Source organism: Mesorhizobium sp. WSM4817 (assembly GCF_055811135.1).
In genome coordinates this window covers 70,446-93,878 of sequence record NZ_JBVVQQ010000006.1, presented here as the reverse complement: position 1 = coordinate 93,878, position 23,433 = coordinate 70,446, and the positions used below count along the sequence as shown (strand labels likewise).

Here is a 23,433-nt window from a genome sequence, read left to right as displayed (position 1 = left end):
GATCAGAACCGGATCAACCGCTCCTCGTGAAAGCTGTTCAGGGTAATCGTACCGATGCTGAGCAGCGACAGCATGCCGACGCCGCTATATGGGTAGTTGCCGACCGCTCGGACGATGCAGACTTGTGCCGCGGTGGAGCGATACTGGGTGACGCCAGCTTGCACAGCATCGTGGCAGGATGCGGGGGCGGCAATAGTCACCGTCGCGTTATTGGATGTCCCCCCCGCTTTCTGCCAGCCGCTGACCCGCGCACTCCCCGTGCCTGCCGGATTGCCGAAGACGGCGATGTTGGCAGCGATATCGGCGCAATTGATCGCCGCGAGCCCGGCCTTAGTGTATAACTGGCTGTTGCAGCGCGCGGCAAAGCGCGCCGCATCCGACAGGCCGGCCTCCATCAGTAGCTTTTTGTGGATCAGATTGCCGAACTCGAACACGCCTGCCGACAAGACCAGCATCAGTGGCGCGATCAGCGCCATTTCGACGAGAGCCGTGCCGCGCTGCTCGCGTCGAAATCTGTGGAGATGATGGTACAGCGCTCCGATCATCACCATCACCGATAAAGCTGGGCTTCGTCGCGAAGGAAATTGTCGAGCGTACCCTGGCCGGCACCGCCGGTTACGTCGACCACTTCGACCATCACCGAAGCGTCCTCCGATGGCGACGCAACCGGTTCAGTGAGGAAGAAGCTGCCGAAGGCTTCGACCGGAAGATTGGTGCTGTGGCCGGACAGGCCGTTGCCCGCAGCTTCGAGAGCATTGCAGTTCAGGATCGCGCCATAGATCAACCGACGATCAACTGTCGTGACGGGCGGTTGGCAAGCTGCCGACGGCGTTCCGGTCTCTCCACCGGTCGACGCGGTGCCCACCAAGCCCGCCGATATTTCGTAGCGGTAGACCTCATAGCGCGTCGGCTTGGTCGTATCCCATGACGATGGATAGCTAGCTGAACCGAAGTTGGTGCTCCAATAGCCGGAGAAGTTCCAATCTCCGTCGCCCATCCTGCCGCCCATATACGGCGTTGTCGCATCGCGCGGAAGGCCCATTGTTCCAGCTTCGGTGAACGAAAGCTGGTTCATGGCAGCGCATTGATTGGCGCTGCCTGTGGTCCGTATTGCCCCTTTTCGGACATTGGCGGCGGGACCGTAAGCTGGGCTGTTGAAGTGATTGCCGTTAGCTCCAATCCCGAAACGAACGTTGAACGCATCTTGAACCGGGCCGGCATTCTGACCGGTCTTCGTCGTTACGTTCGCGGAATTGTAGCAGCCGATCGGCGTCGACGTTGCAATCGTCTGAGCCAGCGCTTGGGCACCATTTCCCACATTTGGCGGAGGCTCGAGGAAGCCGAAGTTGCCCGGACCGGCCGCAGCCCCATTTCCGACCTTCCGCAGTTCGATCAGCCTGCGACGGACGGCCGGATTGGAAACGGCCTGCTCAAGCGTGTAGCCGCCGGCATTGTTTGTCCCGTTCACCATCTCATAGGGGTTGCACATGAAGACCGGTGTGAAATCGCAGACGCCGGAGGTGAAGCCCGCTACCGCGACTGCCCCGACATTGAAGCTGTTGCTGGCGCCGGATGTCACAAATGAGGCGGGAAAGATCGCGGCAAACCCTTGGGGAGCGACTGTCACCTGGATGAACCGTGTTTCCGCCTCACCGACAGCCTGGTTGGCATCTGCAAGATAGTTGGCCTGATTAGCGGCTGTAATCTTGGTTCCGTCGTTGGCAGGGATCGCTTTGAGGAAGCACCAGGAAATGTTGCCAGCATTGTTGCAGCGCTGCGTGCCTCCCGGCTGACCGGAGGTCAGAGTGAACCGGCCTGCCGTGGAGAAGTTGCTTTCATTGTCTACGAGCGTCGCCATGGCGCGTTCAGCCCGCGCCCAGGAACCGCTGCTTCCGTCCAGTTCCGCTGCCGCCGCGAGCGCAAACGCATCCGCCCCCTTCTGAAGATCGTTGTGGAGGTTGTTGACCCGGCTCATATCGATCGCCAGCAGGGAAAAGCCGATGACTGCCGGCAGCGTGATGCTGACCAGTATCAGCGCTATTCCCCTCTGATCGTGCCAGAACGCGCGAACAATCCGCAGCATGGCCTTACCGTTAGCTCCCCTGACGCCAGTCGCTTTGCCTGACGTTGAACCCGCACCCTTCTATTCAACCCCGGTGTTGCCGACATTGACCGTTATGGCCGGCGGCGGCGGTGGCGGTGGTGGAAATTTGTAACTCTGGGCAACAGCGGCAGCGCGCGCGCCGTCGCCTTCGATCGCCGTGTTTCTCGACGCCGGATTGAGCGGATCGACCGTCTGCAGCAGCGAATTGTATTTCTGCGTGTCGCCGGCAGCCAGTGTCACTGTTTCGTAATTGTTCAGGTAGTCGGCGGCGCACCCCGTCAGCCCGCCGGCGCACAAAAGCAGGATCAAGGCGCTATTTCTTGACATAGATCATCTTGTCCTTGGATTTCAGGTCGAGCATGTGGCCATAGGGGCCGACGACGCCTTCGCCCAGTTCATATTTGCGAACCATGTCCTTGGTCACTTCGAGCTGACCGAGTATGAAGAGTTCCGGGTCGTTGGCCGGCCGTGTCTTGTCGAACGGCGTCGCCAGTTGTTCCCCGGGCTTTACCGGCCGCACAATACGCGGCGTCACGATCACGACCAGTTCGGTCTCTTCCTTCTGGTTGCTTGAATTCCGGAACAGCGTCCCGACGATCGGGACCTGGCCGAGCCACGGCACCTGCCTCTGGATCTTGGTGTTCTTGCTGGACAAAAGACCGCCGACCGCGAAGCTCTGGCCGTCGCGCAACTCGACGACGGTAGACAGCTTGCGGTTGGTGAAGATGGGGTCACCGGCGGTGGTGAAGCCGGTGAGGTCGCTGACTTCCGGAGCCAACCTGATGTTGATCTTGTCGTTGGCGAGCACGACCGGCGTGAACAGCAGATTGACGCCGAACTGCTTGTATTCGATGCTGATCTCGCCATCACCGTCGTCGACGCGGATAGGTACTTCGCCGCCGGCATTGAAGCTGGCAACCTCACCGGAAAGCGTGGTGAGGTTGGGTTCGGCAAGGGTGCGCACCACGCCCTTGGCCTCGAGCGCCTCGATGATCAGGTCGACCTTGATGTTGCTGTCGATGACGCGGGTGATCAGCGCCGCGAACGGGTTGGTGTTCGAAAGAAGGCCGGTAAGCAGACCGCCCGGCCCCAGCACCACATTGTCTTCATCGACGGCGGCAATCCCCGTCCCGGTGCGGGTCGTGCCGCTGCCATTGGTGCTCCTGATCGAGACGCCAAGATCACGGCCGGCATTGCGCTTGGCCTCCAGCACCCGCACTTCGAGGTTTACTTGCTGGCTGTCGTCGACGGTCACTGCGTTTATGATCGCGTCGGGGCCATATTGCTGGGCGACCTCCATGATCGCCGCCAGCGTGGCGCCGTCCTTGACATGGCCGCCAAGCCTGACCTTGCCGTTGATCGAACCGATATCGATGCGCGAATTGGGCGCGACCTGCCGGATCGCTTGCGCCATGTCGCTCACGTCGACGCCGACTTCGATCTGGATCACGCCAAGCGAGCGCTTGTCTTCTGAAAAGAGGTTGACGGTGGTGGTGCCGGCGCTCTTGCCGATGACATAGAGCGTGCGGTCGGTCATCGGCTGGGCGTCGGCGATCTTCTCGTCGCCCACGACGATGTCGCCCAGCGTGGCGTTCACCTGGATCGTCACCGACTGCGACATGGGCAGGAAAACGCGGTGGACGCTGGGGTTCGATACATCGATCTTGCGGTCGGCTGCATGAGCAGCAAGATCGATCGGCAATAGCATCACCGAACAGGCCAGCGCGGCAGCCGCCAGTGGTCCCCGGAACATTCGCATCTAGACTATCCCCCTTGCCGATTCGTTCGGCAATACCCTAGCGTTATTTTTGTCGCGGCACGTCGTAAGATTCGAGTTTTACACCCCTGAAGACGCCGATTGTCGCACGCGCCGGCGGTTCCGGCTGCACATATTTGATGACTTCCTTAACCACCTCTTGCACCTGGGGCGCTGAGGCCACTGCCGGAGCGGGTTTTGCCTTGCTCAACAGGTCGAGCCTGCTTCCCACCCGTTCCACGGCCTGGGTCAGCCCATTGATCTTGTCGTCCGCGCGCTTGCGTTCGGCCGCGGCCTCGGCGTCGGCTGCAGCCTGTTTGGCGAGTTCGGCCTGCCTGGCGGCGACGTCGGCCGGCGTGTCGCCGGTCAGGTCGGAAAGCGTGACGCGTTCTGTCGTTTCGCCCTCGCTGGCGGCTGCCTGGCGAAGCGCTAGCGACAACTGGCCGGCGCCGGCGGCCAGCGTAAGCTTCTGCGCGTCCCTGGTGTTGGCCTCGAGCGTCACCGACTTCACCACCGTCGGGCTTTCAGTGCTTTCGTCGGCAACCTGGTCGACTGCAAGCACCTTCATGCTCTGCAACAGCACGTCGACAAAACTTCTATCGGCCCCGCCATCACCACGCGCCGTTCGCGTCAAAAGCACGTCGACGCGGTCGCCGGGGAAGACGAACCCGGCGACGCCTAGCACGTCGTTGACGCGAATGGAAACGGCCTTCATGCCTTCGCCGAGCACTGCGGAAAGCGTGGCGCGCTGGCCGGGGCCGGTAATCTTGGTGGCGAGAACGGGCTCATTAGCGCCGATCGCCTGCAGCGCCTGCCTCGTGCCTTCGCCAGCCAGCGCCTCTTTCGCCGTCTTGAAAGCGCCGGCCGGAACCGCGCCGGCTGGCCATGCGATCTCGCGCAGTTTGTCGGCCGATAGGGTGTCGCCGAATTTCAGCGCCACTGCGGCCACCACGACCGTATCGCCTTGGACGCCAGTAGTCTGCGCCATGGCGCTGCGCTGATTGGCCAGCCAGATATTAGCAAGCACCACCGCCAGGACGCCGAACACACTGGCGAGAACAATCATGATGAGTGTATTGGCGCGCATAACCCCAGACCCCAAACCCCAAAGGCGGGAATTCGCCCGCCGCGATTGGATTCAGGCCCGGATCGAATAAATCCGGGCCTGATGCTGATTAAACGATCAAGTACCGGCACCGGTAGCGCAGGTTCCGACGCCGGAGGCCTGCATTGCGGTGCAGAGGCCCGTGAAGCGGCCCGTGACCCAGCCGCCGATACCGATGATGAATCCGATTGCGGCGACCGCGATGATGCCGATCAGGATGGAATATTCGACCATGGCAGCGCCGTTTTCGTCGTCGCGGAACTGCCGGGTCATCGTCATGAGCTTCTTCATGCCAATTTCTCCCTTTCTGGAGGTTCAAACCCGACGAGACGAGCCAAGGATGAAATCCATACCCAAGCATCCCCCGTCATCTCGATCTAAGTCCCGGCGAAAATCAGAGTCAAACAGGATTAAGGGTTTCTTAACTTTCCTATACATTGTGGAGCAAGAATATTGCCGATCTCGGGCGAACCAAAACATTGATTCAGCTCGTTTTTCAACCCCTCTTAACCATTCGTTCACAATTCGGCCGTGGCTATGGCGAAAGTGGGGCGGTATTAGCGATGGTGTATATTCGTTTATATCTAAGGCCTTAGGGCGGCTCCATGACACCTTTGTGGTTAGAAAGGCACTTGGCATTGAAAACGAGCCCTCGTTCTCCCTAAAGACAGCGCCGCTGACCAAATAAACGTCGCGTTTTCTGATCCTTGATCTTAACTATGTCTGAAGTATTAAATTGGATGGTGGGCGGCTGGCGCTTGTGCCACGCGTGGTTAACGCTTAGTTTCGCGGTGGGGATTAAACGGGGAAAAAGCGTCATGCTGGGTCGATTCACAAAAGGGCCAAGCGAACCGCGGATCGAGCCAAAGCTTGAGCCGATTGCGGTATTGCCTGTTGCGCCGGCGCTTTCCCCTGCAGCCGATATCGAATCGAGTGGCGACGATTTCCTGACGCTCAAGGTCGAGCTCCACCGTCATCTAATCGACCGGTTCAATCTTGCAGCGCTTGAAACGGCGTCGAAGGATGAGATCCTGAATGAGATCCGGCCGATCGTGCGCCAGTTCGTGCGCGCTCGTTCGGTGCCGCTGAATGCGCGTGAGCTTGACCGGCTGACCAGTGAGACCGCCGACGAGATGCTCGGCCTTGGGCCGATCGAACCATTGCTCAAGGACGACTCGATCACCGACATATTGATCAATACCCACAAGCGGGTCTTCATCGAGCGGCGCGGCATGATCGAGGAGACGGCGATCCGCTTCCGCGACGAGGCGCATCTGCTGCGCGTCATCAACAAGATCGTTTCTGCCATCGGCAGGCGCGTCGATGAATCGGCGCCGATGGTCGATGCGCGCCTGGAAGACGGCTCGCGCGTCAATATCGCGGTGCGGCCGATCTCGGTCGATGGGCCGCTGGTGTCGATCCGCAAATTCTCGAAGAATCCCTACTCGCTCGAACGACTGATGGTGTTTAATTCGATCCGGCAGCCGATGATTGACCTGCTGCGCATTGCCGTGCAGGCGCGCAAGTCGATCTTGGTTTCGGGCGGCACCGGCAGCGGCAAGACGACCTTGCTCAACGCGCTTTCAAGCTACATCCCGTCCCGGGAGCGCCTGATCACCATCGAGGACGCGGCGGAACTGCAACTGCAGCAACCGCATGTCGGCCGGCTGGAGACGCGGCCGCCCAATGTCGAGGGCAAGGGCGAGGTACGTCAGCGCGAGCTGCTCAAGAATGCGCTGCGCATGCGGCCGGACCGCATCATCGTCGGCGAGGTGCGCGGCGAGGAAGCCTTCGACATGCTGCAGGCGATGAACACCGGCCATGAAGGTTCTATGACCACCATTCACGCCAACACGCCGCGCGATGCAATATCGCGGCTGGAACAGATGGTCGGCATGGCCGGCATGCCGATGACCCATGAGTCCATTCGGGCGCAGATTGCGTCGGCCATCGACATTATCGTGCAGACGCAGCGTCTTGCGGACGGTGGCAGGCGTGTCGTTTCCATCTCCGAACTGACCGGCATGGAAGGCAATGTCGTCCAGCTTCAGGAAATTTACCATTTTGTTCGCCGGGAGGTGACGCCCGAAGGCAAGATTATCGGCGATTTTCGCGCCACCGGCATCCGCCCCCGCTTTGCGCCGGAGGCAGCAACGCTGGGCCACCAATTCGCCAAGGATGCCTTCAATCCGCAGGTGCCGCTCTGATGCCGACCGGCCAGACGTTGCTCTACTTTATTTACGTGCTCGCGGCGGCATCGGTTATTCTCGCCGGCGAGGCCATGTATCTTTCCTTTGCCAAGAGCCGGGCACGGATTGGCGCGATCAACCATCGGCTGAGGCGGCTTGCTGACGACGTTCCGGCCGAACAGACCTTGCAAGGGCTGCTGCGCGAGCGCGGGCTGACGGGTTCGGGCGACTTTCTTTTTGGCATGATAGGGCTGAACAGGCTCTATACCCAGTCCGGTATCACCGGAAACCCGCTGACGTTCGCCGCGAAGTTCCTCCTGACGGGGTTGGCATTGGCGTCGCTGCTGTCGTTCCTTATGGGTTTCTCGACTTTGGTGTCGTCCATCGTTTTTGTGTTGGTCGGATTTGTGCTGCCGCTTCTCGTTCTCCGGCGCGCTCGCAACAAGCGAATCCAGAAATTCGCCAAGCAACTCCCAGATGCGCTCGACATGATCGTTCGTTCACTGCGCGCCGGACATCCGGCTTCGGTAGCGGTTGGTCTCGTCGCCCGCGAAATGCCCGACCCACTCGGTACCGAATTCGGCATCGTGTCCGACGAGATCACCTTTGGACTGAGCATGGAACAGGCGGTGCGAAAACTTTCGCAGCGTGTCGGCTTCGAGGGCCTTCATCTGGTTTCGGTATCGCTGTCGATCCAGGCAAAGACCGGCGGCAATCTGACCGGGATCCTGTCAAATCTTTCGTCAGTGCTGCGCGAAAGGCAGAAACTCAGGTTGAAGATCAGGGCGCTTTCGGCCGAGGGCCGGGTATCGGCCTGGATCATCTCCCTTTTTCCACTGGTGATGTTCGGGCTCCTGCTCGTGTTGTCCCCGAGTTATTACGGCGGGGTATGGAACAGCCCATTGATTACGCCAGTGTTCTTGATGTCCGGGCTATGGGCGCTTTTGGGGGACTTCATCATGTATCGCATGGTCAATTTCGATTTCTAACAGAAGCGAGCCATAATATTGTTTTCGGCTATTCAGGATCTCAGCACTCTGGTCTCCGTCGCTGTCTTTCTGGCGGCAGCGGCGCTTTTTCTGTTCGGCGCGCTCATCTTCGTGCCGGCGCTGCAGACGCGGAAGCTGGTCTCACAAAGCCTGATGGCCGAGGGTATTACGGATCGCCGTTCGCTCGTTGGACAGGAACAGCTTGCCAAAATCGCAGCGCAGCGGCCGGTCGATGCGTATTTTCGATCGATAGAAAAGGAGCGGGACGAGCCCAGCGCCTTGGAGGCGAAACTCTTCCGCGCCGGTTTTTATCAACCGAGCGCTCCGCTCATTTATACCTTGTCGCGGCTGGCTGCGGTCTGTGTCGGTTTTCTGGCCGCCTATGCGCTCTTGTCGTGGGTGCTCCCACCGCAACTCCCCAGTTTGATAGCCTTTGTCGGCTCCGCCCTATTCGGGCTCGCCTGCCTCGTGATTCCAAGCGTCATGCTCGATCGCTTCGAGAAAGGACAAAAGCAGGTCTACCGCCGCGGTTTTCCCGATTTCATGGATATGATGATAACCTGTGCCGACGCAGGCATGAGCCTGGAAGCTGCAGTCGAGCGCGTCAGCGCCGAACTGGCTGGTACCCATAAATGGCTCGGCATCCAGCTTACGATCATGAATTTGCAGTTGCGTGCCGGCAAGCCGCTACGGGAGGCGTTGCGCGAACTCGCTGACCGAATCGGTCTTGACGAGGCGCGGGCGCTGGCTGTGCTGTTTCGGCAATCGGAAGAACTCGGCACCAGCCTGACCGACGCTTTGCGCGTCTATAGTGACGAGATGCGCAGCCAGAGAATTCTGAGTGCCGAAGAGCGTGCCAATTCGCTGCCGGTCAAAATGATGATTCCGTTGGGACTGTGCATCTTCCCGGTTGTGATGATGATCATCATGTTGCCAGTGATCATTCGCATGATGGGTGTTTTCTTCTAGGCACGTCTGTGCTTTGGTCGGAATAGAGAGTCGGAGAGAACTCTTTTGGGGGACGAAATGACAGGGCCAATGCGCCTCGCGGCCGTAGCCGGTTTGCTGCTTATCGTGCTTTCCGGCTGTCAGACGGCTGATAGCGGCGTCGTCCGCACCAACGAGCCCTCGAAAGGTGATGTGACAGCGTTTGGCGATGCCTTCGACGGGCTGAAGACGGTCAGCGACGTCGAATATTATGCCTCTGACCAGGCAGTCGCCGAAGCCAAGAACCAGTTCCGTGCGGAAAACTACGGCAATGCCGGCGCCCTGTTCTACAAGGCGACGCAGCTGGCGCCTAATGATGGTGGTGCCTGGATGGGCCTGGCCGCCTCCAGCGATCGCATCCGCCGCTTCGACCTCTCCGACCACGCCTATCGCCAGGCCTTCCGGCTGGTCGGCGGGACGCCCGAATATTACAACAATGTCGGCTATTCCTACCTGCTGCGCGGCAAGCTGCAGGACGCACGCAGCAGTTTCCTCAAGGCTTACGAGCTCGCACCCAACGATCCGACCGTGGCTAACAATCTGAAGCTCCTGTCGTCCAGCGTGAAGAATCTCGAACGGTAAGGCGACAGCATGTTGCTCGCCGCATCGCTGCTGCTGAAGGGACTAGCCATTCCTTTGCTGGCAAGGATCGCGTGGCTCGACTTCACCACCCAGAAGATATCCAACCAGAATGTGCTGCTGCTGCTTTGCCTAGGTTTGGGCTCGCTGCAGCTCCTGTCGGTGCAATCCGGGTCGTGGTGGGACATGGGCCTGAGCGCAATCGCCGGCCTTTTATTGTTCGTTGCGCTGTTTCCGTTCTGGGCTTTGCGCAAGGTCGGGGCCGGCGACGTCAAGCTGATGGCGGTGGTGCCGTTGCTGATCGGCGGCAGCGGCCTCCTTGTGTTCTCCGTACTGCTGCTGGTTTTCGCCCTCGCCACAGCGTTGATCGTCAAAAATCCGTTCATGCTGCCCGCAGGCGCTTTCCGCCTCTACGTTCAGCACCTGGACCGCAAAGGCGTTGTGCCGTTTGGCGTGCCGATCTCGCTCGCAGCGATCTGCACGATAGGGTTCATGATCTACGTCACCTTGATGCCCCATGCTGGCCCGGCGATCTGAGAGGACAGGACTGCAGCAACTGCCTGGCTGTACATCTCGGGCGTCTATGTTCTCAAGCGGCTCGCGCCAGACGCCAGTGCTGAGGTGATGAGCAGCACAATGCTGCTACAGAATCCGAATTCAAGGTCCTGTCCGTTCTTGGCCCGATGTACAGGCTGCGGGTGCTGGGGTTTATCATTGTTGGTGGAATTCTGGGGATTCTCGGTTTCTGGCTGGTCCCGATCGCGTTGTCCGTTTTGGTTCCGTACAACAAAGAGGTGTTCGGCTCGTCGCTGATCCTCTTCATAGCGTTGATATTCATCAACGTGCATCACTACTTTCTGGATAACGTTATGTGGAGACGAGGCGATCCAGAGCTATCAAAGTATCTCTTCCGCTAGTCATTTGCCGCGGCGATCTTGGTGATGGCCCCTGATAGGCGCCGGCCAGAGCGCAGCCACATCGAGCGTAAGCAGTATGATTTGCACGGCTCGGGCTACTCGCGCTTTGGCGCCGCGCGCCAAGCCAACGGCTATTGCCAAGGCGATCGGCCCGCGCCTGGCGGCAACGCGAATCTTAGCGTCAACGATCACCGATCGAGGCGACTTCATCACAATGAAGGGCGACAAGCGCAATTGAGTCAGGGCATGAAGGTGCACCGGCGCGAAAAAGGGCCTGGCAAGAGGAAAGGCGGAATCGGATCCGAACTGGCCTTGGTGGTCGCGCAAATCCGCCCGGAAACTACGGCAAGCGGCCGAGAAGAAATTTTTTGCGGGATCGAACAGATGTGTTGGCTGGAAAATAGGCAAATTACTCGCTCAGCGAAGGTGATGGCTGAGGCTGAGCGTGCCGAACGCGCCGCGAAGACAGCCAGATTGAAATCGCTTCGTATGGCGACTCAGAGTGACCTAAGGTTTTCATTCCCTGAGGAATTGGATTGTTCTCTGCTTATCGCAGCACTGACTCAAGGCGACTCATCGGCTGATCGGGACCGCCGAGTTTCGGGTGTGAGCAAAACAGGCTCCCGCTGCCAGATTTTTTGACGTTCTGATTACCAAATTCTGGCGCAATGGTAGCGATCCCGGATCAAATCTCGCTGTGAGTTCAACAGGCTGCCTCGATGACAGTTTGCGAACTGATGCCTTTCCGAAGCGGCGAGAGCCGATGGTTGCTGAAGTGCTGTGTCGCCTCACCTACGACGCGTCGGTATTCGACATTCTAAAATTCGAGCGCTTATCGGCATTGGCGCAACCCGGGCCGCGGCCCGACGCTCACCTAAAAGCTCGCCATCCCGGTCCGCATCAGCCTTCGCTCGGCACGGGCGTGTTGAGCAGCTGCTGCTCCCACAGGTACGCCATGCCGCTGCCGGCCATGTGATCCTTGAGGAGCTCGATCAATACAGGCAGGGTCTCGGCCCTCGTGTAGTCGCGCTGCCATTCGCACGCGAGCGCCATCCAGGTCATCATGTTGCAGCCGGCCGCGATCATGCGCTGGATCGCCACCTCATGGGCTTCAACCGACACGCCGCCGCAGGCGTCCGTGATGACCGTGACGTCCCATCCTTCGCCGGCAGCCTGGATCGCCGGCATCGCGACGCAGATCTCCGTGAACAGACCGGCGATGATCAACTGCTTGCGGCAGGTCTTCTTGACCGCGTCGACGACCTTCTGGTCTTCCCAGGTGTTGATAAGCATCCGGTCGATCACCTCCTGGCCGGGGAAGACGTCGGTGATCTGCGGAAAAATGAGCCCGCCTCGGTCAGCGAGCACGCTCGTGAGGATGGTCGGTAGGCTAAATGCCTTGGCGGCCTTCGCCAGACCCGTAGCATTGTTGACCGCCATATGCGGGTCGTGGCTGTTCAGGTTCGTGAGCTGGTAAGGCTGGTGGTCGATCAGAACGAGTACCGAGTCTTCGGGACGAAGAAGCGAATCAAGGCCGTTACGGGGGGTCATCAAGACTTCCTTTCTCTGCCGTTGTGGACGGCAATGGGTTCACGGGGAGACATGCGCCCCCGAGCGACGTTACCTTGCCGCAATTTGCTGTTCCTTTGGGTGATGCGGTAGTGCCATAGTCAGGCAAGCTGTGTCGCGAAACGAGGAACGCCGAATTGGACATCGAAGATCTGCAGACATTCGTCGCAGTGGCCGATGCAGGGGGCGTATCGGCCGCAGCGCGCCGGCTCGGCGTCTCCAAGTCAATCGTCAGTCGGCGGCTCTTTCGGGTTGAAGCGGAGCTTGGCGCCCAGTTGCTTGCACGAACGACCCGCGGCGCCGCGCTCACGGAAGCGGGAATCACGTTCAGGGATCATGCGGCCCGGGCCAGCGCCGAGATCGACACGGCCAGGGAAACCGTCCTCCCAACCGGTGAGCTGCGCGGCCGCCTGAGGGTTGCCATGCCGCTTACTTTCGGCGCGACCCACTTCGCCCCCGTGCTCGCGGAAATGGCGCGTCTGCACCCGAAGCTTCACATCCATACTTCCTACAGCGATCGCTTCGTCGATCTCATCGCAGAGGGTTTCGATTGCGCGATCCGGGGCGCCTACCTTCAGGACTCCAACCTGATCGCGAAGCGCGTCGGGCCGATCCATGGAAAGCTTGTCGCGAGCCCAGACTATATCGAAGCGCACGGGTCACCCGAGTCTCCAGACGAACTCGTCACCCATCAGGCCCTCATGCAGGGAACGGAAGCCTGGCAGTTCATGGATGGCAGCAAGATTGTTACGGTCCAGCCGCAGGGCAGGTTCAAGGCTGATAGCGCCACGGCACTCACTGCCGCGGCGGCGGCAGGTCTCGGCATCGCCTGGCTCCCTGATTGCATCACGCATGAATATGTGGCCTCCGGCGCGCTGGTCCCTATCATGACACGCTATCCGGTACCTCCGGGGGCCGCATATGTCGTCCGCCCGCCGGGTCAGCATCCCACTCGGAAAGTGCGGGTGCTCACCGAGTTGCTGATCGAGTATTTCAAACAGAACCCGGATCTTTGGGGAGTTGATCGTTAGAACGCGAACGGTTCAAAGCATTGTCAAGGAACCGTGTTCGACGGTCGCTCTAATGCGAGCCGCTGAGCTCGACGACATTGCCCGCACGTTCCACTTACAGCGACACAGCTTGACGTATCATAGGACTAGTTGGGCAGACGGTCGCTCGCCAGTTTAGGCATTTGTTGGGCCGAAAGCGCTCTTCCCGCTCGCGGTTCGGATTAGTCGAAATCGGGCATTCGTATCGGCAAGGGCGAGGCTGTCTGGACGGCCTAAGTGAGGATGACGCGCATGAGTTGGAACCCAGCAATCGAACCGGGCGGCGGCGCAACGCTCAGCGGACCGCGCTATATCTGGTGGAACTCGTCGCCTCCTCGAAGGACCGCATCGAAGAAGCGAAGGCCGAATGGCGCGCCGAGGACTGGGGCAAGGGACGTTTCGATCTCCCGATCGATGACCGAGATGAGCACATTCCGTACCGGACTGACCGGCGCTAAGACTGACCGGCGCTAGAACGAGGTCGCCTGGGTGCACGGACCCGGGCGGTTCAGACGAGATGACGCGTCGCGTGCCGGTATGTTCTGAATGGAGAAAGCACAATGAGCAACAAGTGGCCCCACCTGGACTACCTCGGCTGGCGCGAGACGTGGTCGGCCCTGCATCTCTATTTGCAGATCGCCGGGAAATATCGCCTTGCTCATACCCCGTGGCTCAACCATTCCTGGAACGCGACCTTCTATGTCACGCCGCTCGGCCTGACCTCCTCGCCTATCCCCGACGGCCCGGGCATCGAGATCCTCTTCGACCTTCGGAACCATATGGTTGTTGGCACATGCGGCAATGGTCGCAAGGCATCGTTTGCGCTCGGGCCATCCACAGTCGCGGCGTTCCACGCCAATTTCGTGCAGTTGATTTCCGAACTTGGAGGCACACCGACCTTTAACGGCAATCCGAACGAGGTGCCCAATCCCGTGCCGTTCACCGAAGATCATCGCGACCGGCCCTATAACCGGGAAGCCGTTCAGCGCTTCCATCATGCATCGGTGGCGGTCGACAGGGTATTCAGTCGGTTCCGGACCTCCTTTCTTGGCAAGTCTAGTCCCGTTCACCTGTTCTGGGGCAGTTTTGACCTGGCCGTCACCCGCTTTTCAGGGCGGCGCGCGCCTCTCCATCCCGGCGGCATTCCTTCATTGCCCAACGATGTGGCCCAGGAAGCCTACGACCGCGAGGTCTCCTCAGCCGGTTTCTGGCCCGGCGGTGGCGGCATCGATTACCCCGCGTTCTATGCCTACGCCTATCCGGCGCCGAGTGGCTTCAGGGGCGCGTCGGTCCGGCCCGAGGACGCGTTCTGGCATGACGGCCTATCGGAATTCATCCTGCCGTACGATGCCGTTCAGTCGGCTGCAAATCCCGACGCGGCGCTTATGGAGTTTCTCGTCTCGACCTACGACGCTGCGGCCGATCTCGGAAGATGGGACCGCGACCTACTGGACTGCATGCCGGGGCGGCGGGGTCAGGTGCGGCCGCATGACGCCGAGCAGCCGGGCCCTGCCTCTCCCTTGACCGTCGAAAAGGTCGAGCGGGAGGATACCGCATCGAAGGGACGCTACCGGATGCTCGTCGACGGCATCGAAGCTGAGATGACCTATAGCCGGGCCGGCGAAGGGTTGATCATCATCGACCATACCGAAGTTCCAGCGGCGTTGCGCGGCCGCAAGGTCGGCGAGCGACTGGTACGCCAGGCGGTCGAGGATGCCCGGCGCGAAGGGGTCGCCATCATTCCGCTTTGTCCGTTCGCAAAAGCGCAGATCGACCGTCATCTCGAATGGCAGGACGTGCTGCGTCGGTCATAGGCTGCTCGTAACTTCCTCCACCCGCCAACGTACCGGCTCCGACCGACTCTTACCACCGTTAGCGGCGGACGTAGTTCCAGCGGCGATTTTCGGTGTTGGCGTCGTGGAATGGAAGTCGCTCTGTAAAAACTGTCAGGCGGACTCAGGAGCCTTGGCCTTTGCGAGGTCCTGCAGGAACTCTTCCATCAGCGGCCTGTCACCGAACCGGCGGTAAGCGCGCTCTGCTTCCAGCGAGAATGCCGGATGCGCCTCGACCAGCTTTGCCATCGTCTGCTGGGCTGCCTCGACCTCGCCGCCCCCGCTCTGCAAAGCGGCCTGAATCAGAAGGCAGTTTGCATCGCGCGGCGCCCGGATCAGGCACTCTTCTATGACGGCGGAAGCCTCATCGCGGCGGTCAGCCGCGTAGAGCGCCTGCCCGTGCACATAGGCGTAGTACTCGGGCGCCATAGGATGAAGGCGGCGGGCCCGCTCTGCGTTGGCGACGGCATCATCATATTGCCCGAAGCGAACCTGCGCCTTTGCAAGCGCCATCATGCTGTCGGGATCATTAGGGTTGAGCTCCACGGCGCGCCGTGCGGCCTGCAAGCCGCCTGAATAGTCGCCCTGCAGGGCAAGCCCGAAGCTGATGACCTGATAGCCAAGGCCAAGATTGGGATCGAGACGGACCGCCTGCCGGGCTTCGCTAAGCCCAAGATGGAGTTCCGGCGCGTTTGCCCGGCCGCCACCGCTCTGCGCCACGCTGGCGATAAAGGTCAGCGCGAGGCCTGCGCGGGCGGCCGCATAGGACGGGTCCATTTCAAGGGCGCGCTGGTAGAGGCCCCGCGCCTCCAGAATGTCCTGCGGGTCATCGGCGCCGTGCCGGTAGCGGTTGCGGGCCTGCAGCACGAGGTCATAGGCCTGCAGATTGTCGGTCGGGCGTTCCGCCGCCGCCGCCGCCTCGCTCCTGCCGATATAGGGCGCGATCTGCGCGACGATTTCAGTGGTCAGCTCGCTCTGGACGGTGAACACGTCGGCGACCTGCCGGTCAAAACTGCGCGACCACAGATGCGCGCCTGTCTTTACGTCGATCAGCTGCGCCGACACGCGAAGCTGGTCGCCTTCACGGCGGGCGCTGCCTTCAACCACATAATCAACGCCGAGCTTCGCCCCGAGCTTGCGCACGTCCGTACCCTGCCCGTGCACGGCGTAGGTGGAATCGCGCGCGATTACCTGCAGCTCTGAATTGCGGGCAAGGGCTGTCGTCACATCCTCGGCCAGTCCGTCCGCGAAATACGATTGCTCGCCGCTGCCGCTCATCGCGGCAAAAGGCATCACCGCCACTGACGGCCGGGGGTCGGCGCGGCCCTGGTCCATCGACAAGACCCCCGGGATGCGGCTGACCATGGCTGCCAGGGGGAGCGGCTGGATTTGGGTGCCGATGAGGATGAGGGCTATGGCGGCTACGCCATAAGACCAGCGGGCAGCGGTGCTGCGCAGCACCTGCGGCACGTGCCGCCATGGCGACCACGCAGAGCCCGCGCGCCTTACGCGGTAGACGTTGAGAAGTTCGGGAATGTTCTTGGCCCGCCTGCGGCCGATGCGGACGAACCTGTCCGCGCTGTTGCGGTCGGCCGCCATCACCACGGCGCCGCTGACGAATATCTGCCCCGGATCGCACATGGCCTCAAGACGGGCGGCCACATTGACGCCGTCGCCGTATACGTCGCCGTCATCTTCGATGACATCGCCAAGATTGATGCCGATGCGCAGCTCGAACGGGCCCTTGTCGAAGCCTTCCTGTATGGCCAGCGCCGCATCGACCGCTTCGTTGACGCTTGGAAACATGGCGAGAAAGCCGTCTCCCGCCGTCTTGACGATGCGCCCGCCATGGCGGGCAGTGGTCGGGTCAATGAGCTCATCAAAAACAGCGCGCAGCTTCGTGTAGGTGGAAGCCTCGTTTTCAGCCATCAGCAGGCTGTAGCCGACGATATCGGCGGCCATGATTGCCGCGAGCTTGCGTTCCATCAGCATTATTCCTGAGCGGCGGCCCTGCAGGGACTATTACTAGTGACACTTAAGACGACGCACGCTTCAAGATTAGACCCATAATCCCGAATAGGCTTATCATACAGCTCACAAATGCGTGACCATTGTGGCCTATACCGTTCTGACCTTCGTCAGCCATCATCCGCTTCGCGCGGAGCCGTCCCCGCATCCGAAGCGGCGTTGGGCATGCTGGTCAGGCAATTATTGCGCCTACGCTTGTCGGGCTCCGGGTAGGCAAGGGACGTTATTCGCGACAGTGTCGCCACCGCGAATAACTCCTGAGCTTACGGGATTGCAGGCCGCGAGGCCGGATTCTATCTGATGCTTGCGGATGTGGCCGTCAGGCCCGACGCCCGAACAGGTCGGCGTATCGCTGCAGGTAGAGCGGCCAGCCTTGATCGGCGGCGACACCATCGCGCACGCTTTCCCAGCCGGCGCCGTGGCGCTCCAGTTTGCGATGCTCGAGATCCAGGCGGGTCCGATTAGCCGTCTCGGCAGTGAAGCGGACTTCCCACTCGCTGGCCTTGTTCGGATCGGTCTCCAACCGCCATTGCGGACTGATGTCCCAACTTAGCAGCACACGGTGCGGCGGCTCATAAGCCAGCACGCGCGCCCACCGGCACTCGCTGCCGTCGGCGCCGCGATCGTAAATATGGCCGCCGACGCGCGGCTCGAACACGGTCTCGGCGATCGGCACGGCGAGCAGATTGTGCTCCCTGGGTTTGAACTTGCCAAAATCCTCCGTGAAGACCTCGAAGGCGCGCTCGATCGGCGCCTCGACCACGATCGAGTGCCTTACCAAGGTGTCTGCTGCTTGCGTGTTCATTTTTTCACTCCTTTCGCGGTTGTTCGACAGCTTGCTTGAAGGCAGCGAGCGTCTTCATCCAGAACCGGTCGAGCTCTGTGCGAAGCGCCGCCAGCCCGTCGGGTTCGACGCGGTAGATGCGGTGCTTGCCAGCCGGCGTGTCTGCAACGAGCCCTGCCTCTTTCAACACCTTCAGATGCTGCGAGACCGCCGACCGGGTCACCGGCAGGGCACGCGCCAACTCGGTAACCGAACGCGGATGCTCGACCAAGAGTTCGAAGATCGTGCGCCTGGTGGGGTCGCCCAGGGCGGTCCAGCTGTTGTTCACGTTAGTCACCACTAACGCGTTAGCACGGACTAACGTGATGAGTCAACCTTGCTACGGCAAAAAGGACTGGGTGAGGGGGACTTTGAAGTTGAAGTCGATCAAGCCTCGACAGCTAAGCCCGCGTCACGCCATTCGGGCAGGCCATCTTCCATGCGGCGTGCGCGGAAGCCGTGCTCACGCAGCAATGCGACCGCCTCGAATGACATCACGCACCACGGACCGCGGCAGTAGGCGACGATCTCGGGCTTCGCCTCGAGGTCGGACAACCGCTGCTCCAGTTGGCCGAGGGGGACGTTGATCGCGCCGGGCAGATGTCCGAGCGCAAACTCATCGGGCGGTCGGACGTCGATGACTGTAACGAGCCCGTCTTTCATTCGCGCGGCCAGCTCTTCCCGGGACACGGGCTCCATATCGTCGCGCCGGTCGAAATAGCCCCTCACGATGCGTTCGACCTCGGCCGAATGCCGCTCGGCAACGACTCGAATGGAGGCGAAGGCGGCAAGTACGCTTTCATCTGCGAGCCGGTAGTTGACGAACTTGCCAGCGCGCTCTGACGTCACGAGTCCGGCGCGGCGCATCGCCTGGAGATTCTGCGAGACATTCGCCACCGGATGCGCAAGCTTGGCGGCCAAGGCTTCCACGCTGCGCGGACCCTGCGCGAGTTGCTCGATCAGTTCCAGCCTCTGCGGATTGCCCAGAGCCTTCGCGACAACCGCGAACTGCTCGTAAAGTGCCTGCTTCGGATTGCGGATTGACATCAGGGTAGCAGCCACGCTAGTTCATTCAACATAATTATTGAATGATGCGTATCACACGGCCCCCGAGGAGACAAGTCCGTGGCCGAGAAGCCCCTTCTATCCCTTAGCAGCCTTGGCGTCGCTACCATGACGGCGGATATTCCCCCGCCGCCTGACGCCGCGCGCACCCGCGCCCTCAATGCCGGTGCCGCATGACAATGATCGCGGCGCCAGCAGTGAGCTTGGGTCTCAAGGCCAACTGGCGGCAGTTCGCGCTTCTGGTGCTCATCAATGCGTTCGTCGGCGGCATGGTCGGAATCGAGCGCACCGTCGTGCCGCTGATCGGCTCAGAGGAATTCGGGCTCGCCTCGACCACGCTGGTCGTCTCCTTCATCGTCAGCTTCGGTGTCGTCAAGTCGCTGGCCAATCTTGTTTCCGGACAGCTCGCCGACAAATGGGGGCGCAAGCGCGTGCTGGTTCTCGGCTGGCTGTTCGGCCTGCCGGTACCCTTCATGATCATTTGGGCGCCAGACTGGAACTGGGTCATCGCCGCCAACGTGCTGCTTGGCATCAGCCAGGGCTTCGCTTGGTCGATGACCGTCATCATGAAGGTCGATCTTGTCGGCCCGAAGGGGCGTGGCCTCGCCGTAGGGCTCAACGAGTTTGCCGGGTACCTCGCAGTCGGGATCACCGCCTTCCTCACCGGCTATCTCGCCAGCCGCTACGGTCTGCGACCAATCCCGATCTATCTCGGCGTCGGCTACGCGGTGGTGGGCACGGTGCTCTCGATCCTGCTCGTGCGCGACACGCGCGATCATGTGCGCGCAGAACTGGCGAACCATCCGCGCGAGGCATCACCCCTTTCCTTCCGCGAGGTCTTTGCGTTGACCTCTTTTCGGGATCGCAACCTCTTTGCCGCTTCGCAGGCCGGTTTGGTGAACAACCTCAATGACGGCATGAGCTGGGGCATCTTTCCGCTCTTCTTCGCAGCCGGCGGGCTTGGCGTGGAGCGCATCGGCATTCTGAAGGCCGTCTATCCCGTCACCTGGGGTGTGCTGCAGGTTGTGACGGGACCGCTCAGCGACCGTTGGGGCCGCAAGGGCCTGATCGTCGCCGGCATGTGGGTGCAAGCGTCGGCGCTCTTTCTCACGGCGCTGACCTCGAATTTTGGCTGGTGGCTGGTGGCGAGCCTCCTGCTTGGCCTGGGCACGGCGATGGTCTATCCGAGCCTGATCGCCGCGGTGTCAGATGCGTCGCATCCTTCATGGCGCGCCCGCTCGCTCAGCGTCTACCGCTTCTGGCGCGATCTCGGCTACGCGATCGGCGCGCTGTCGGCGGGACTGATCGCCGACTTCTTCGGCCTGGCGTGGGCGGTTGCCTCGATCGCCGCCCTCACTTTCCTGTCCGGTACCGTGGTCGCTTTCATGATGCGCGAAGGTCATGCCGGACGAAGCAGTTGAACGTCGCCTCGGATGCGCCCGCCTCCGACTTCTTTGCCTTACGGGCCGAAACTGCGCTTACTGGCCGGATGACCGGGATGGCCATGTTCGACTTGGTCTTGCGGGGCGGCGCGATCGCCCTCAATCTGCTTTTGACGTTCCAGTTTCTCCGCGCCAGGCCGATTGGCGTCGGCACGCTCAGCGGTTGCCTGCTGACGCTGGGCATCGCCAGCTACGTGCTGCTCTCGGTGGCCACGTCGCATGTGTGCGTCACCGGAGGCTGTTACCAAGGCGCCGGCTCTCGATCCTGAGCGGACGTAGGCTCTACGCCAGCTTGGCGCCCGTCTGTGGGGTGATTTGGGTCCGTTCCCCGGCCAACGGATGAGCCCAAATTGGCTCCTTCGCAAGCGGATGTCCGAACGAGACGCTCAGGCTTGTGACTTCCGCCAAGCCGCGGGCGAGGAGCCGAAACAGCGCTTGAAAGCCCTGCCGAAAGCCTCCTCCGATCCGTAGCCCACCTGCTCAGCGATCGCGGCAATGTTCTCGCGACTCTCTCGCAGCGCTTGGGCGGCAAGGTGGAGGCGCCATGTCGCCAGATAGTGGATGGGCGACATGCCCAGCAGCTCATGGAAGCGGCGAACAAGAGCGGAGCGCGACAGCCCAGCTTCTCGCGCAAGCGTTTCAACCGTCCATTGGACGAAGGGTTTGGTGTGGAGGGCGTTGAGTGCGCGGCAGGTGTAGCGATCATTCCGCGCTGCGAGCCAACCGACATCCTCGACGTGTAGCTGAGCCATGTGACGCCGCAATATCTCGATGAACAGCAGTTCGGTGAGGCGTGCCGTGGCCTATACCGTTCTGACCTTCGTCAGCCATCATCCGCTTCGCGCGGAGCCGTCCGTCGCCGCACTGGCGGAAGGCGACGCCGCATTGAACGGCAGGGTCTTGCCTGCCCCGGGTTCGCTCTCCTGATTGAAGCGCTCCGCTGGCGAGGATAGCCCGGCAGGGCCAACAAACAAGTTCAGCGCTGCTTCGCCCTTCATCGCAATTTGGTCTGTGCCATTAACCAGCTTGGGATGTATATTCCAATTGGCGCGCCGGAGCGGAGCGTCTGCGTCGTTTCGGCAAGGCTAGCCAAGGATTAAGCGCGGTTCCGGCCTATCTCAATGCCCGTTGGTATGAATTCAAGTCGCAGCCCAGTGCAGGAACTCGTCGAGATCGTATGAACTGCCAGCTTCGTCGGTGAACGGCGGTATCGCCCGGGAAAGCGAAACAGTTTCGCCTTGTCTGGCCTGGCTGAGAAGATTTCTAAGCACCAGGAACGGAAGGCGCCGGAGCGTGACCGCGTTCAGCTTTTCCCGCGCCTCGTCGCGTCCCCAGCTTGCGGAGCCCCTGACCCGCGCTTCGGTGCGGAACAGCGCCTGCGCTATATTCGGGACGTGAGCCTGAAGCTTGCTCAACTCGTCAAAGACAGCCTTTACCTGCGGATCCTGAAACAGATCGCTCGGATGGGGCAGCTCGTCCTCGTCGAAAGCATGACCCATCATCTTTTCATAGTGCAGCCGAATGTCGGTTCCGAGATACGGCGTCATATGTGAAAAGATATACTCCCATGGTACATGGTAGTCGAGATTGTTCCTCTCGATCATGTCGACGTTGCGCCTGATGTCATTCAGATTTGCTTCCGCATCGAACATGATAAAATCAAAAATCAGCTGTATTCCGCGACTCTTCAAAAGGTGCAGCGCCTCGTCGTTCTGCTCGGGCGTGGTGTCTTTCGCAAACCGCTCCAACGCGTCCCTGCTGCCACTTTCGATACCCAGTTCGACAGCTCTCAATCCAAGCCTCTGCAGTTCGGAAAGCAGGCTCTTGCCCTTGATCAGCTGGTTCACCCTCGTGGAAAAGCTGAAGGTGATGTCCGCTCGATAGCCGTGAAGCGATTCCGCTATTTCCAGCGACCGCTTGGCGCTCACGAAGAAGTTGGCGTCCAGAAAGTAGATGTGTCCGTATTCGAGCCCATTCCTGGCTTCCAACTCCTTCAGGTCGGACACGACCTTGGCCGCGCTCGCTTTTCGCCATTGCCGGCCGATCAGGATGATCGCGCAGAACGAGCAGCTGTATGGGCAACTCCTGCTCGAGATCAGGCCCACCGCACGCTTTCGCGTTCCGCTTACCCTGTCGAAGTAGAACAGCGGGTTCTCTTCGGTTTCGGACTGGAAATCGAAGGCAGGAGCCGGCAGGTCATCCAGGTTTTCCAGGCGGCTTCTGTCGGGCGCTACGACGCTGCGGCCACCGCTCATGTAGGAAATGCCGCTGATTCCGCTCAGCGGCAGCTTGCAGCGGAGTGCCTCGATGACTTCCAGAAGGGTCTCCTCACCCTCGTTTCTCACGACGAGGTCGATTTCCGGATGCCTTTCGAAAAGCGTGGCATGAGCCGCGCTCGCGTGCGGGCCGCCGCCCACAACCACGCAGTGCGGGTTTCGAGCCTTGACGGCTTCGGCCAGCCGATAAGCGGCCTTGGCGTTTATGTTGTAGAAAGAGAGGCCGACCACGGAATAGTCCGCAAGCCGATACCGCTCGACGATCTCGGTCGGATTCATTGAAGAATCGGAGAAGTCGAAACCGTTGGCGCGTACGCCCCGGTCGGCGAGAAACGCTCCGAGGTAGCTCAGCCCGAGTGGCCGCATGCTGTGCTCGCCGTCAGCCGAACCATACGGCACATTCACCAGCGCGATTTCCGTGGCTTTCTCCCGGCGAGCCAACCCGAATTCCCCACATCAATGCCGCGCTACCATCCGGGAGTTATTTGCGCATCCCGATGCACGTAACTTCCTGCAAGCGCGACGCTTTTCTGTCTCCACCCGGCACGACAATGTTCTCGCTCACCAAAAGCCTCAGCAGCGATTCGACCTCGTTCTCTTGGAACGTACCGCTCTTCGAAGGGCGGCCGGCCTTCGGTATGCCGACAAGCGCCTCGAGCATGCGGGCGCTCGCCGAATTCAATCTCAATATCGTGTCTTTCGTTGCGATTACGATGTCTTGCT

25 protein-coding genes and 1 pseudogene are annotated in these 23,433 nt (G+C 60.9%); 12 read left to right on the top strand and 14 right to left on the bottom strand.

Annotated features, from left to right (window positions below; translation table 11 throughout):
• Window positions 1-2: 2 nt before the first annotated feature.
• From AC0L2K_RS10895 to AC0L2K_RS10870, 6 genes are all read right to left on the bottom strand, one after another.
• On the bottom strand, window positions 3-545 hold the full coding sequence (locus AC0L2K_RS10895) for a TadE/TadG family type IV pilus assembly protein (RefSeq protein WP_473531339.1): 543 nt from the start codon (window positions 543-545) through the stop codon (window positions 3-5).
• A 5-nt stretch (window positions 546-550) separates the two neighbouring features.
• Complete coding sequence (locus AC0L2K_RS10890; RefSeq protein ID WP_473531338.1) at window positions 551-2,083, bottom strand: TadE/TadG family type IV pilus assembly protein; 1,533 nt, start codon at window positions 2,081-2,083, stop codon at window positions 551-553.
• 60 nt (window positions 2,084-2,143) lie between these two features.
• A complete protein-coding gene (locus tag AC0L2K_RS10885; RefSeq protein WP_292576756.1) occupies window positions 2,144-2,431 on the bottom strand; it encodes a hypothetical protein in 288 nt (95 codons plus the stop codon).
• Window positions 2,418-3,863 carry a type II and III secretion system protein family protein gene (locus AC0L2K_RS10880; protein ID WP_473531337.1) on the bottom strand — a complete coding sequence of 482 codons (1,446 nt, stop codon included), beginning with the start codon at window positions 3,861-3,863 and terminating at the stop codon, window positions 2,418-2,420. The genes AC0L2K_RS10885 and AC0L2K_RS10880 overlap by 14 nt, the downstream gene beginning before the upstream one ends.
• Before the next feature lie 43 nt (window positions 3,864-3,906).
• Window positions 3,907-4,947, bottom strand: a complete 1,041-nt coding sequence (cpaB, locus tag AC0L2K_RS10875; protein ID WP_473531336.1) for a Flp pilus assembly protein CpaB — start codon at window positions 4,945-4,947, stop codon at window positions 3,907-3,909.
• A gap of 96 nt (window positions 4,948-5,043) precedes the next feature.
• Window positions 5,044-5,256 (bottom strand): Flp family type IVb pilin, encoded by a 213-nt coding sequence (locus tag AC0L2K_RS10870; RefSeq protein WP_473531335.1) that lies wholly within the window; start codon window positions 5,254-5,256, stop codon window positions 5,044-5,046.
• Between the two features lie 527 nt (window positions 5,257-5,783).
• On the opposite strand from AC0L2K_RS10870, the gene AC0L2K_RS10865 reads away from it, so the two are divergent.
• From AC0L2K_RS10865 to AC0L2K_RS10840, 6 genes are all read left to right on the top strand, one after another.
• Window positions 5,784-7,172, top strand: a complete 1,389-nt coding sequence (locus AC0L2K_RS10865) for a CpaF family protein (protein WP_473531334.1) — start codon at window positions 5,784-5,786, stop codon at window positions 7,170-7,172.
• Complete coding sequence (locus AC0L2K_RS10860; RefSeq protein ID WP_473531333.1) at window positions 7,172-8,143, top strand: type II secretion system F family protein; 972 nt, start codon at window positions 7,172-7,174, stop codon at window positions 8,141-8,143. The genes AC0L2K_RS10865 and AC0L2K_RS10860 overlap by 1 nt, the downstream gene beginning before the upstream one ends.
• Before the next feature lie 18 nt (window positions 8,144-8,161).
• Window positions 8,162-9,112 (top strand): type II secretion system F family protein, encoded by a 951-nt coding sequence (locus AC0L2K_RS10855; RefSeq protein WP_473531332.1) that lies wholly within the window; start codon window positions 8,162-8,164, stop codon window positions 9,110-9,112.
• Between the two features lie 57 nt (window positions 9,113-9,169).
• Window positions 9,170-9,712: a tetratricopeptide repeat protein gene (locus AC0L2K_RS10850; RefSeq protein ID WP_473531331.1), complete on the top strand. Its 543-nt coding sequence runs from the start codon at window positions 9,170-9,172 to the stop codon at window positions 9,710-9,712.
• A gap of 9 nt (window positions 9,713-9,721) precedes the next feature.
• Window positions 9,722-10,246 carry a prepilin peptidase gene (locus AC0L2K_RS10845; RefSeq protein ID WP_287238377.1) on the top strand — a complete coding sequence of 175 codons (525 nt, stop codon included), beginning with the start codon at window positions 9,722-9,724 and terminating at the stop codon, window positions 10,244-10,246.
• A gap of 404 nt (window positions 10,247-10,650) precedes the next feature.
• Complete coding sequence (locus tag AC0L2K_RS10840) at window positions 10,651-11,268, top strand: hypothetical protein (RefSeq protein WP_473531330.1); 618 nt, start codon at window positions 10,651-10,653, stop codon at window positions 11,266-11,268.
• A gap of 258 nt (window positions 11,269-11,526) precedes the next feature.
• Here AC0L2K_RS10840 and AC0L2K_RS10835 read toward each other — a convergent pair whose 3' ends face one another.
• The gene (locus tag AC0L2K_RS10835) at window positions 11,527-12,177 is read right to left on the bottom strand and encodes a hydrolase (RefSeq protein WP_473531329.1); all 651 of its coding nucleotides are present in this window, start codon (window positions 12,175-12,177) and stop codon (window positions 11,527-11,529) included.
• A gap of 155 nt (window positions 12,178-12,332) precedes the next feature.
• On the opposite strand from AC0L2K_RS10835, the gene AC0L2K_RS10830 reads away from it, so the two are divergent.
• From AC0L2K_RS10830 to AC0L2K_RS10820, 3 genes and pseudogenes are all read left to right on the top strand, one after another.
• A complete protein-coding gene (locus AC0L2K_RS10830; protein WP_473531328.1) occupies window positions 12,333-13,226 on the top strand; it encodes a LysR family transcriptional regulator in 894 nt (297 codons plus the stop codon).
• A 300-nt stretch (window positions 13,227-13,526) separates the two neighbouring features.
• A pseudogene (locus AC0L2K_RS10825) lies at window positions 13,527-13,702 on the top strand (pirin-like C-terminal cupin domain-containing protein); the annotation flags it as partial.
• Window positions 13,703-13,804: 102 nt separating this feature from the next.
• A complete protein-coding gene (locus tag AC0L2K_RS10820) occupies window positions 13,805-15,058 on the top strand; it encodes a DUF5996 family protein (protein ID WP_473531327.1) in 1,254 nt (417 codons plus the stop codon).
• A 132-nt stretch (window positions 15,059-15,190) separates the two neighbouring features.
• Here AC0L2K_RS10820 and AC0L2K_RS10815 read toward each other — a convergent pair whose 3' ends face one another.
• From AC0L2K_RS10815 to AC0L2K_RS10800, 4 genes are all read right to left on the bottom strand, one after another.
• A complete protein-coding gene (locus AC0L2K_RS10815; RefSeq protein WP_473531326.1) occupies window positions 15,191-17,062 on the bottom strand; it encodes a tetratricopeptide repeat protein in 1,872 nt (623 codons plus the stop codon).
• 361 nt (window positions 17,063-17,423) lie between these two features.
• On the bottom strand, window positions 17,424-17,909 hold the full coding sequence (locus tag AC0L2K_RS10810) for an SRPBCC family protein (protein ID WP_023796993.1): 486 nt from the start codon (window positions 17,907-17,909) through the stop codon (window positions 17,424-17,426).
• Between the two features lie 4 nt (window positions 17,910-17,913).
• Window positions 17,914-18,225: an ArsR/SmtB family transcription factor gene (locus AC0L2K_RS10805; protein WP_236378022.1), complete on the bottom strand. Its 312-nt coding sequence runs from the start codon at window positions 18,223-18,225 to the stop codon at window positions 17,914-17,916.
• An 89-nt stretch (window positions 18,226-18,314) separates the two neighbouring features.
• A complete protein-coding gene (locus AC0L2K_RS10800; RefSeq protein WP_473531431.1) occupies window positions 18,315-18,974 on the bottom strand; it encodes an ArsR/SmtB family transcription factor in 660 nt (219 codons plus the stop codon).
• A 191-nt stretch (window positions 18,975-19,165) separates the two neighbouring features.
• Between AC0L2K_RS10800 and AC0L2K_RS10795 the strand changes: the two genes are divergently transcribed.
• Together AC0L2K_RS10795 and AC0L2K_RS10790 are read left to right on the top strand one after the other, a co-directional pair.
• Window positions 19,166-20,413, top strand: coding sequence for an MFS transporter (locus AC0L2K_RS10795; protein ID WP_473531325.1), 1,248 nt, complete (start codon window positions 19,166-19,168; stop codon window positions 20,411-20,413).
• Window positions 20,410-20,703, top strand: a complete 294-nt coding sequence (locus AC0L2K_RS10790; RefSeq protein ID WP_473531324.1) for a hypothetical protein — start codon at window positions 20,410-20,412, stop codon at window positions 20,701-20,703. The genes AC0L2K_RS10795 and AC0L2K_RS10790 overlap by 4 nt, the downstream gene beginning before the upstream one ends.
• 117 nt (window positions 20,704-20,820) lie before the next feature.
• Here AC0L2K_RS10790 and AC0L2K_RS10785 read toward each other — a convergent pair whose 3' ends face one another.
• Complete coding sequence (locus tag AC0L2K_RS10785; protein WP_473531323.1) at window positions 20,821-21,186, bottom strand: helix-turn-helix transcriptional regulator; 366 nt, start codon at window positions 21,184-21,186, stop codon at window positions 20,821-20,823.
• A 19-nt stretch (window positions 21,187-21,205) separates the two neighbouring features.
• Here AC0L2K_RS10785 and AC0L2K_RS10780 point away from each other — a divergent pair, with 19 nt between their 5' ends.
• Window positions 21,206-21,361 carry a hypothetical protein gene (locus AC0L2K_RS10780; protein WP_473531322.1) on the top strand — a complete coding sequence of 52 codons (156 nt, stop codon included), beginning with the start codon at window positions 21,206-21,208 and terminating at the stop codon, window positions 21,359-21,361.
• A gap of 212 nt (window positions 21,362-21,573) precedes the next feature.
• Here the strand turns inward: AC0L2K_RS10780 and AC0L2K_RS10775 are convergent, their stop codons facing one another.
• Both AC0L2K_RS10775 and AC0L2K_RS10770 read right to left on the bottom strand, forming a co-directional pair.
• A complete protein-coding gene (locus AC0L2K_RS10775; RefSeq protein WP_473531321.1) occupies window positions 21,574-23,151 on the bottom strand; it encodes a B12-binding domain-containing radical SAM protein in 1,578 nt (525 codons plus the stop codon).
• Window positions 23,152-23,191: 40 nt separating this feature from the next.
• On the bottom strand, window positions 23,192-23,371 hold the full coding sequence (locus AC0L2K_RS10770) for a hypothetical protein (RefSeq protein WP_473531320.1): 180 nt from the start codon (window positions 23,369-23,371) through the stop codon (window positions 23,192-23,194).
• Window positions 23,372-23,433: the final 62 nt, after the last annotated feature.

What these genes read in the sequence shown, in the direction of transcription:
- AC0L2K_RS10895 (WP_473531339.1), bottom strand. Translation starts at nt 545, where the DNA reads ATGATCGGAGCGCTGTACCATCATCTCCACAGATTTCGACGCGAGCAG.
- AC0L2K_RS10890 (WP_473531338.1), bottom strand. Translation starts at nt 2,083, where the DNA reads ATGCTGCGGATTGTTCGCGCGTTCTGGCACGATCAGAGGGGAATAGCG.
- AC0L2K_RS10885 (WP_292576756.1), bottom strand. Translation starts at nt 2,431, where the DNA reads ATGTCAAGAAATAGCGCCTTGATCCTGCTTTTGTGCGCCGGCGGGCTG.
- AC0L2K_RS10880 (WP_473531337.1), bottom strand. Translation starts at nt 3,863, where the DNA reads ATGCGAATGTTCCGGGGACCACTGGCGGCTGCCGCGCTGGCCTGTTCG.
- cpaB (WP_473531336.1), bottom strand. Translation starts at nt 4,947, where the DNA reads ATGCGCGCCAATACACTCATCATGATTGTTCTCGCCAGTGTGTTCGGC.
- AC0L2K_RS10870 (WP_473531335.1), bottom strand. Translation starts at nt 5,256, where the DNA reads ATGAAGAAGCTCATGACGATGACCCGGCAGTTCCGCGACGACGAAAAC.
- AC0L2K_RS10865 (WP_473531334.1), top strand. Translation starts at nt 5,784, where the DNA reads ATGCTGGGTCGATTCACAAAAGGGCCAAGCGAACCGCGGATCGAGCCA.
- AC0L2K_RS10860 (WP_473531333.1), top strand. Translation starts at nt 7,172, where the DNA reads ATGCCGACCGGCCAGACGTTGCTCTACTTTATTTACGTGCTCGCGGCG.
- AC0L2K_RS10850 (WP_473531331.1), top strand. Translation starts at nt 9,170, where the DNA reads ATGACAGGGCCAATGCGCCTCGCGGCCGTAGCCGGTTTGCTGCTTATC.
- AC0L2K_RS10845 (WP_287238377.1), top strand. Translation starts at nt 9,722, where the DNA reads ATGTTGCTCGCCGCATCGCTGCTGCTGAAGGGACTAGCCATTCCTTTG.
- AC0L2K_RS10840 (WP_473531330.1), top strand. Translation starts at nt 10,651, where the DNA reads ATGGCCCCTGATAGGCGCCGGCCAGAGCGCAGCCACATCGAGCGTAAG.
- AC0L2K_RS10835 (WP_473531329.1), bottom strand. Translation starts at nt 12,177, where the DNA reads ATGACCCCCCGTAACGGCCTTGATTCGCTTCTTCGTCCCGAAGACTCG.
- AC0L2K_RS10820 (WP_473531327.1), top strand. Translation starts at nt 13,805, where the DNA reads ATGAGCAACAAGTGGCCCCACCTGGACTACCTCGGCTGGCGCGAGACG.
- AC0L2K_RS10815 (WP_473531326.1), bottom strand. Translation starts at nt 17,062, where the DNA reads ATGGAACGCAAGCTCGCGGCAATCATGGCCGCCGATATCGTCGGCTAC.
- AC0L2K_RS10810 (WP_023796993.1), bottom strand. Translation starts at nt 17,909, where the DNA reads ATGAACACGCAAGCAGCAGACACCTTGGTAAGGCACTCGATCGTGGTC.
- AC0L2K_RS10800 (WP_473531431.1), bottom strand. Translation starts at nt 18,974, where the DNA reads ATGTCAATCCGCAATCCGAAGCAGGCACTTTACGAGCAGTTCGCGGTT.
- AC0L2K_RS10795 (WP_473531325.1), top strand. Translation starts at nt 19,166, where the DNA reads ATGACAATGATCGCGGCGCCAGCAGTGAGCTTGGGTCTCAAGGCCAAC.
- AC0L2K_RS10785 (WP_473531323.1), bottom strand. Translation starts at nt 21,186, where the DNA reads ATGGCTCAGCTACACGTCGAGGATGTCGGTTGGCTCGCAGCGCGGAAT.
- AC0L2K_RS10780 (WP_473531322.1), top strand. Translation starts at nt 21,206, where the DNA reads ATGAACAGCAGTTCGGTGAGGCGTGCCGTGGCCTATACCGTTCTGACC.
- AC0L2K_RS10770 (WP_473531320.1), bottom strand. Translation starts at nt 23,371, where the DNA reads ATGCTCGAGGCGCTTGTCGGCATACCGAAGGCCGGCCGCCCTTCGAAG.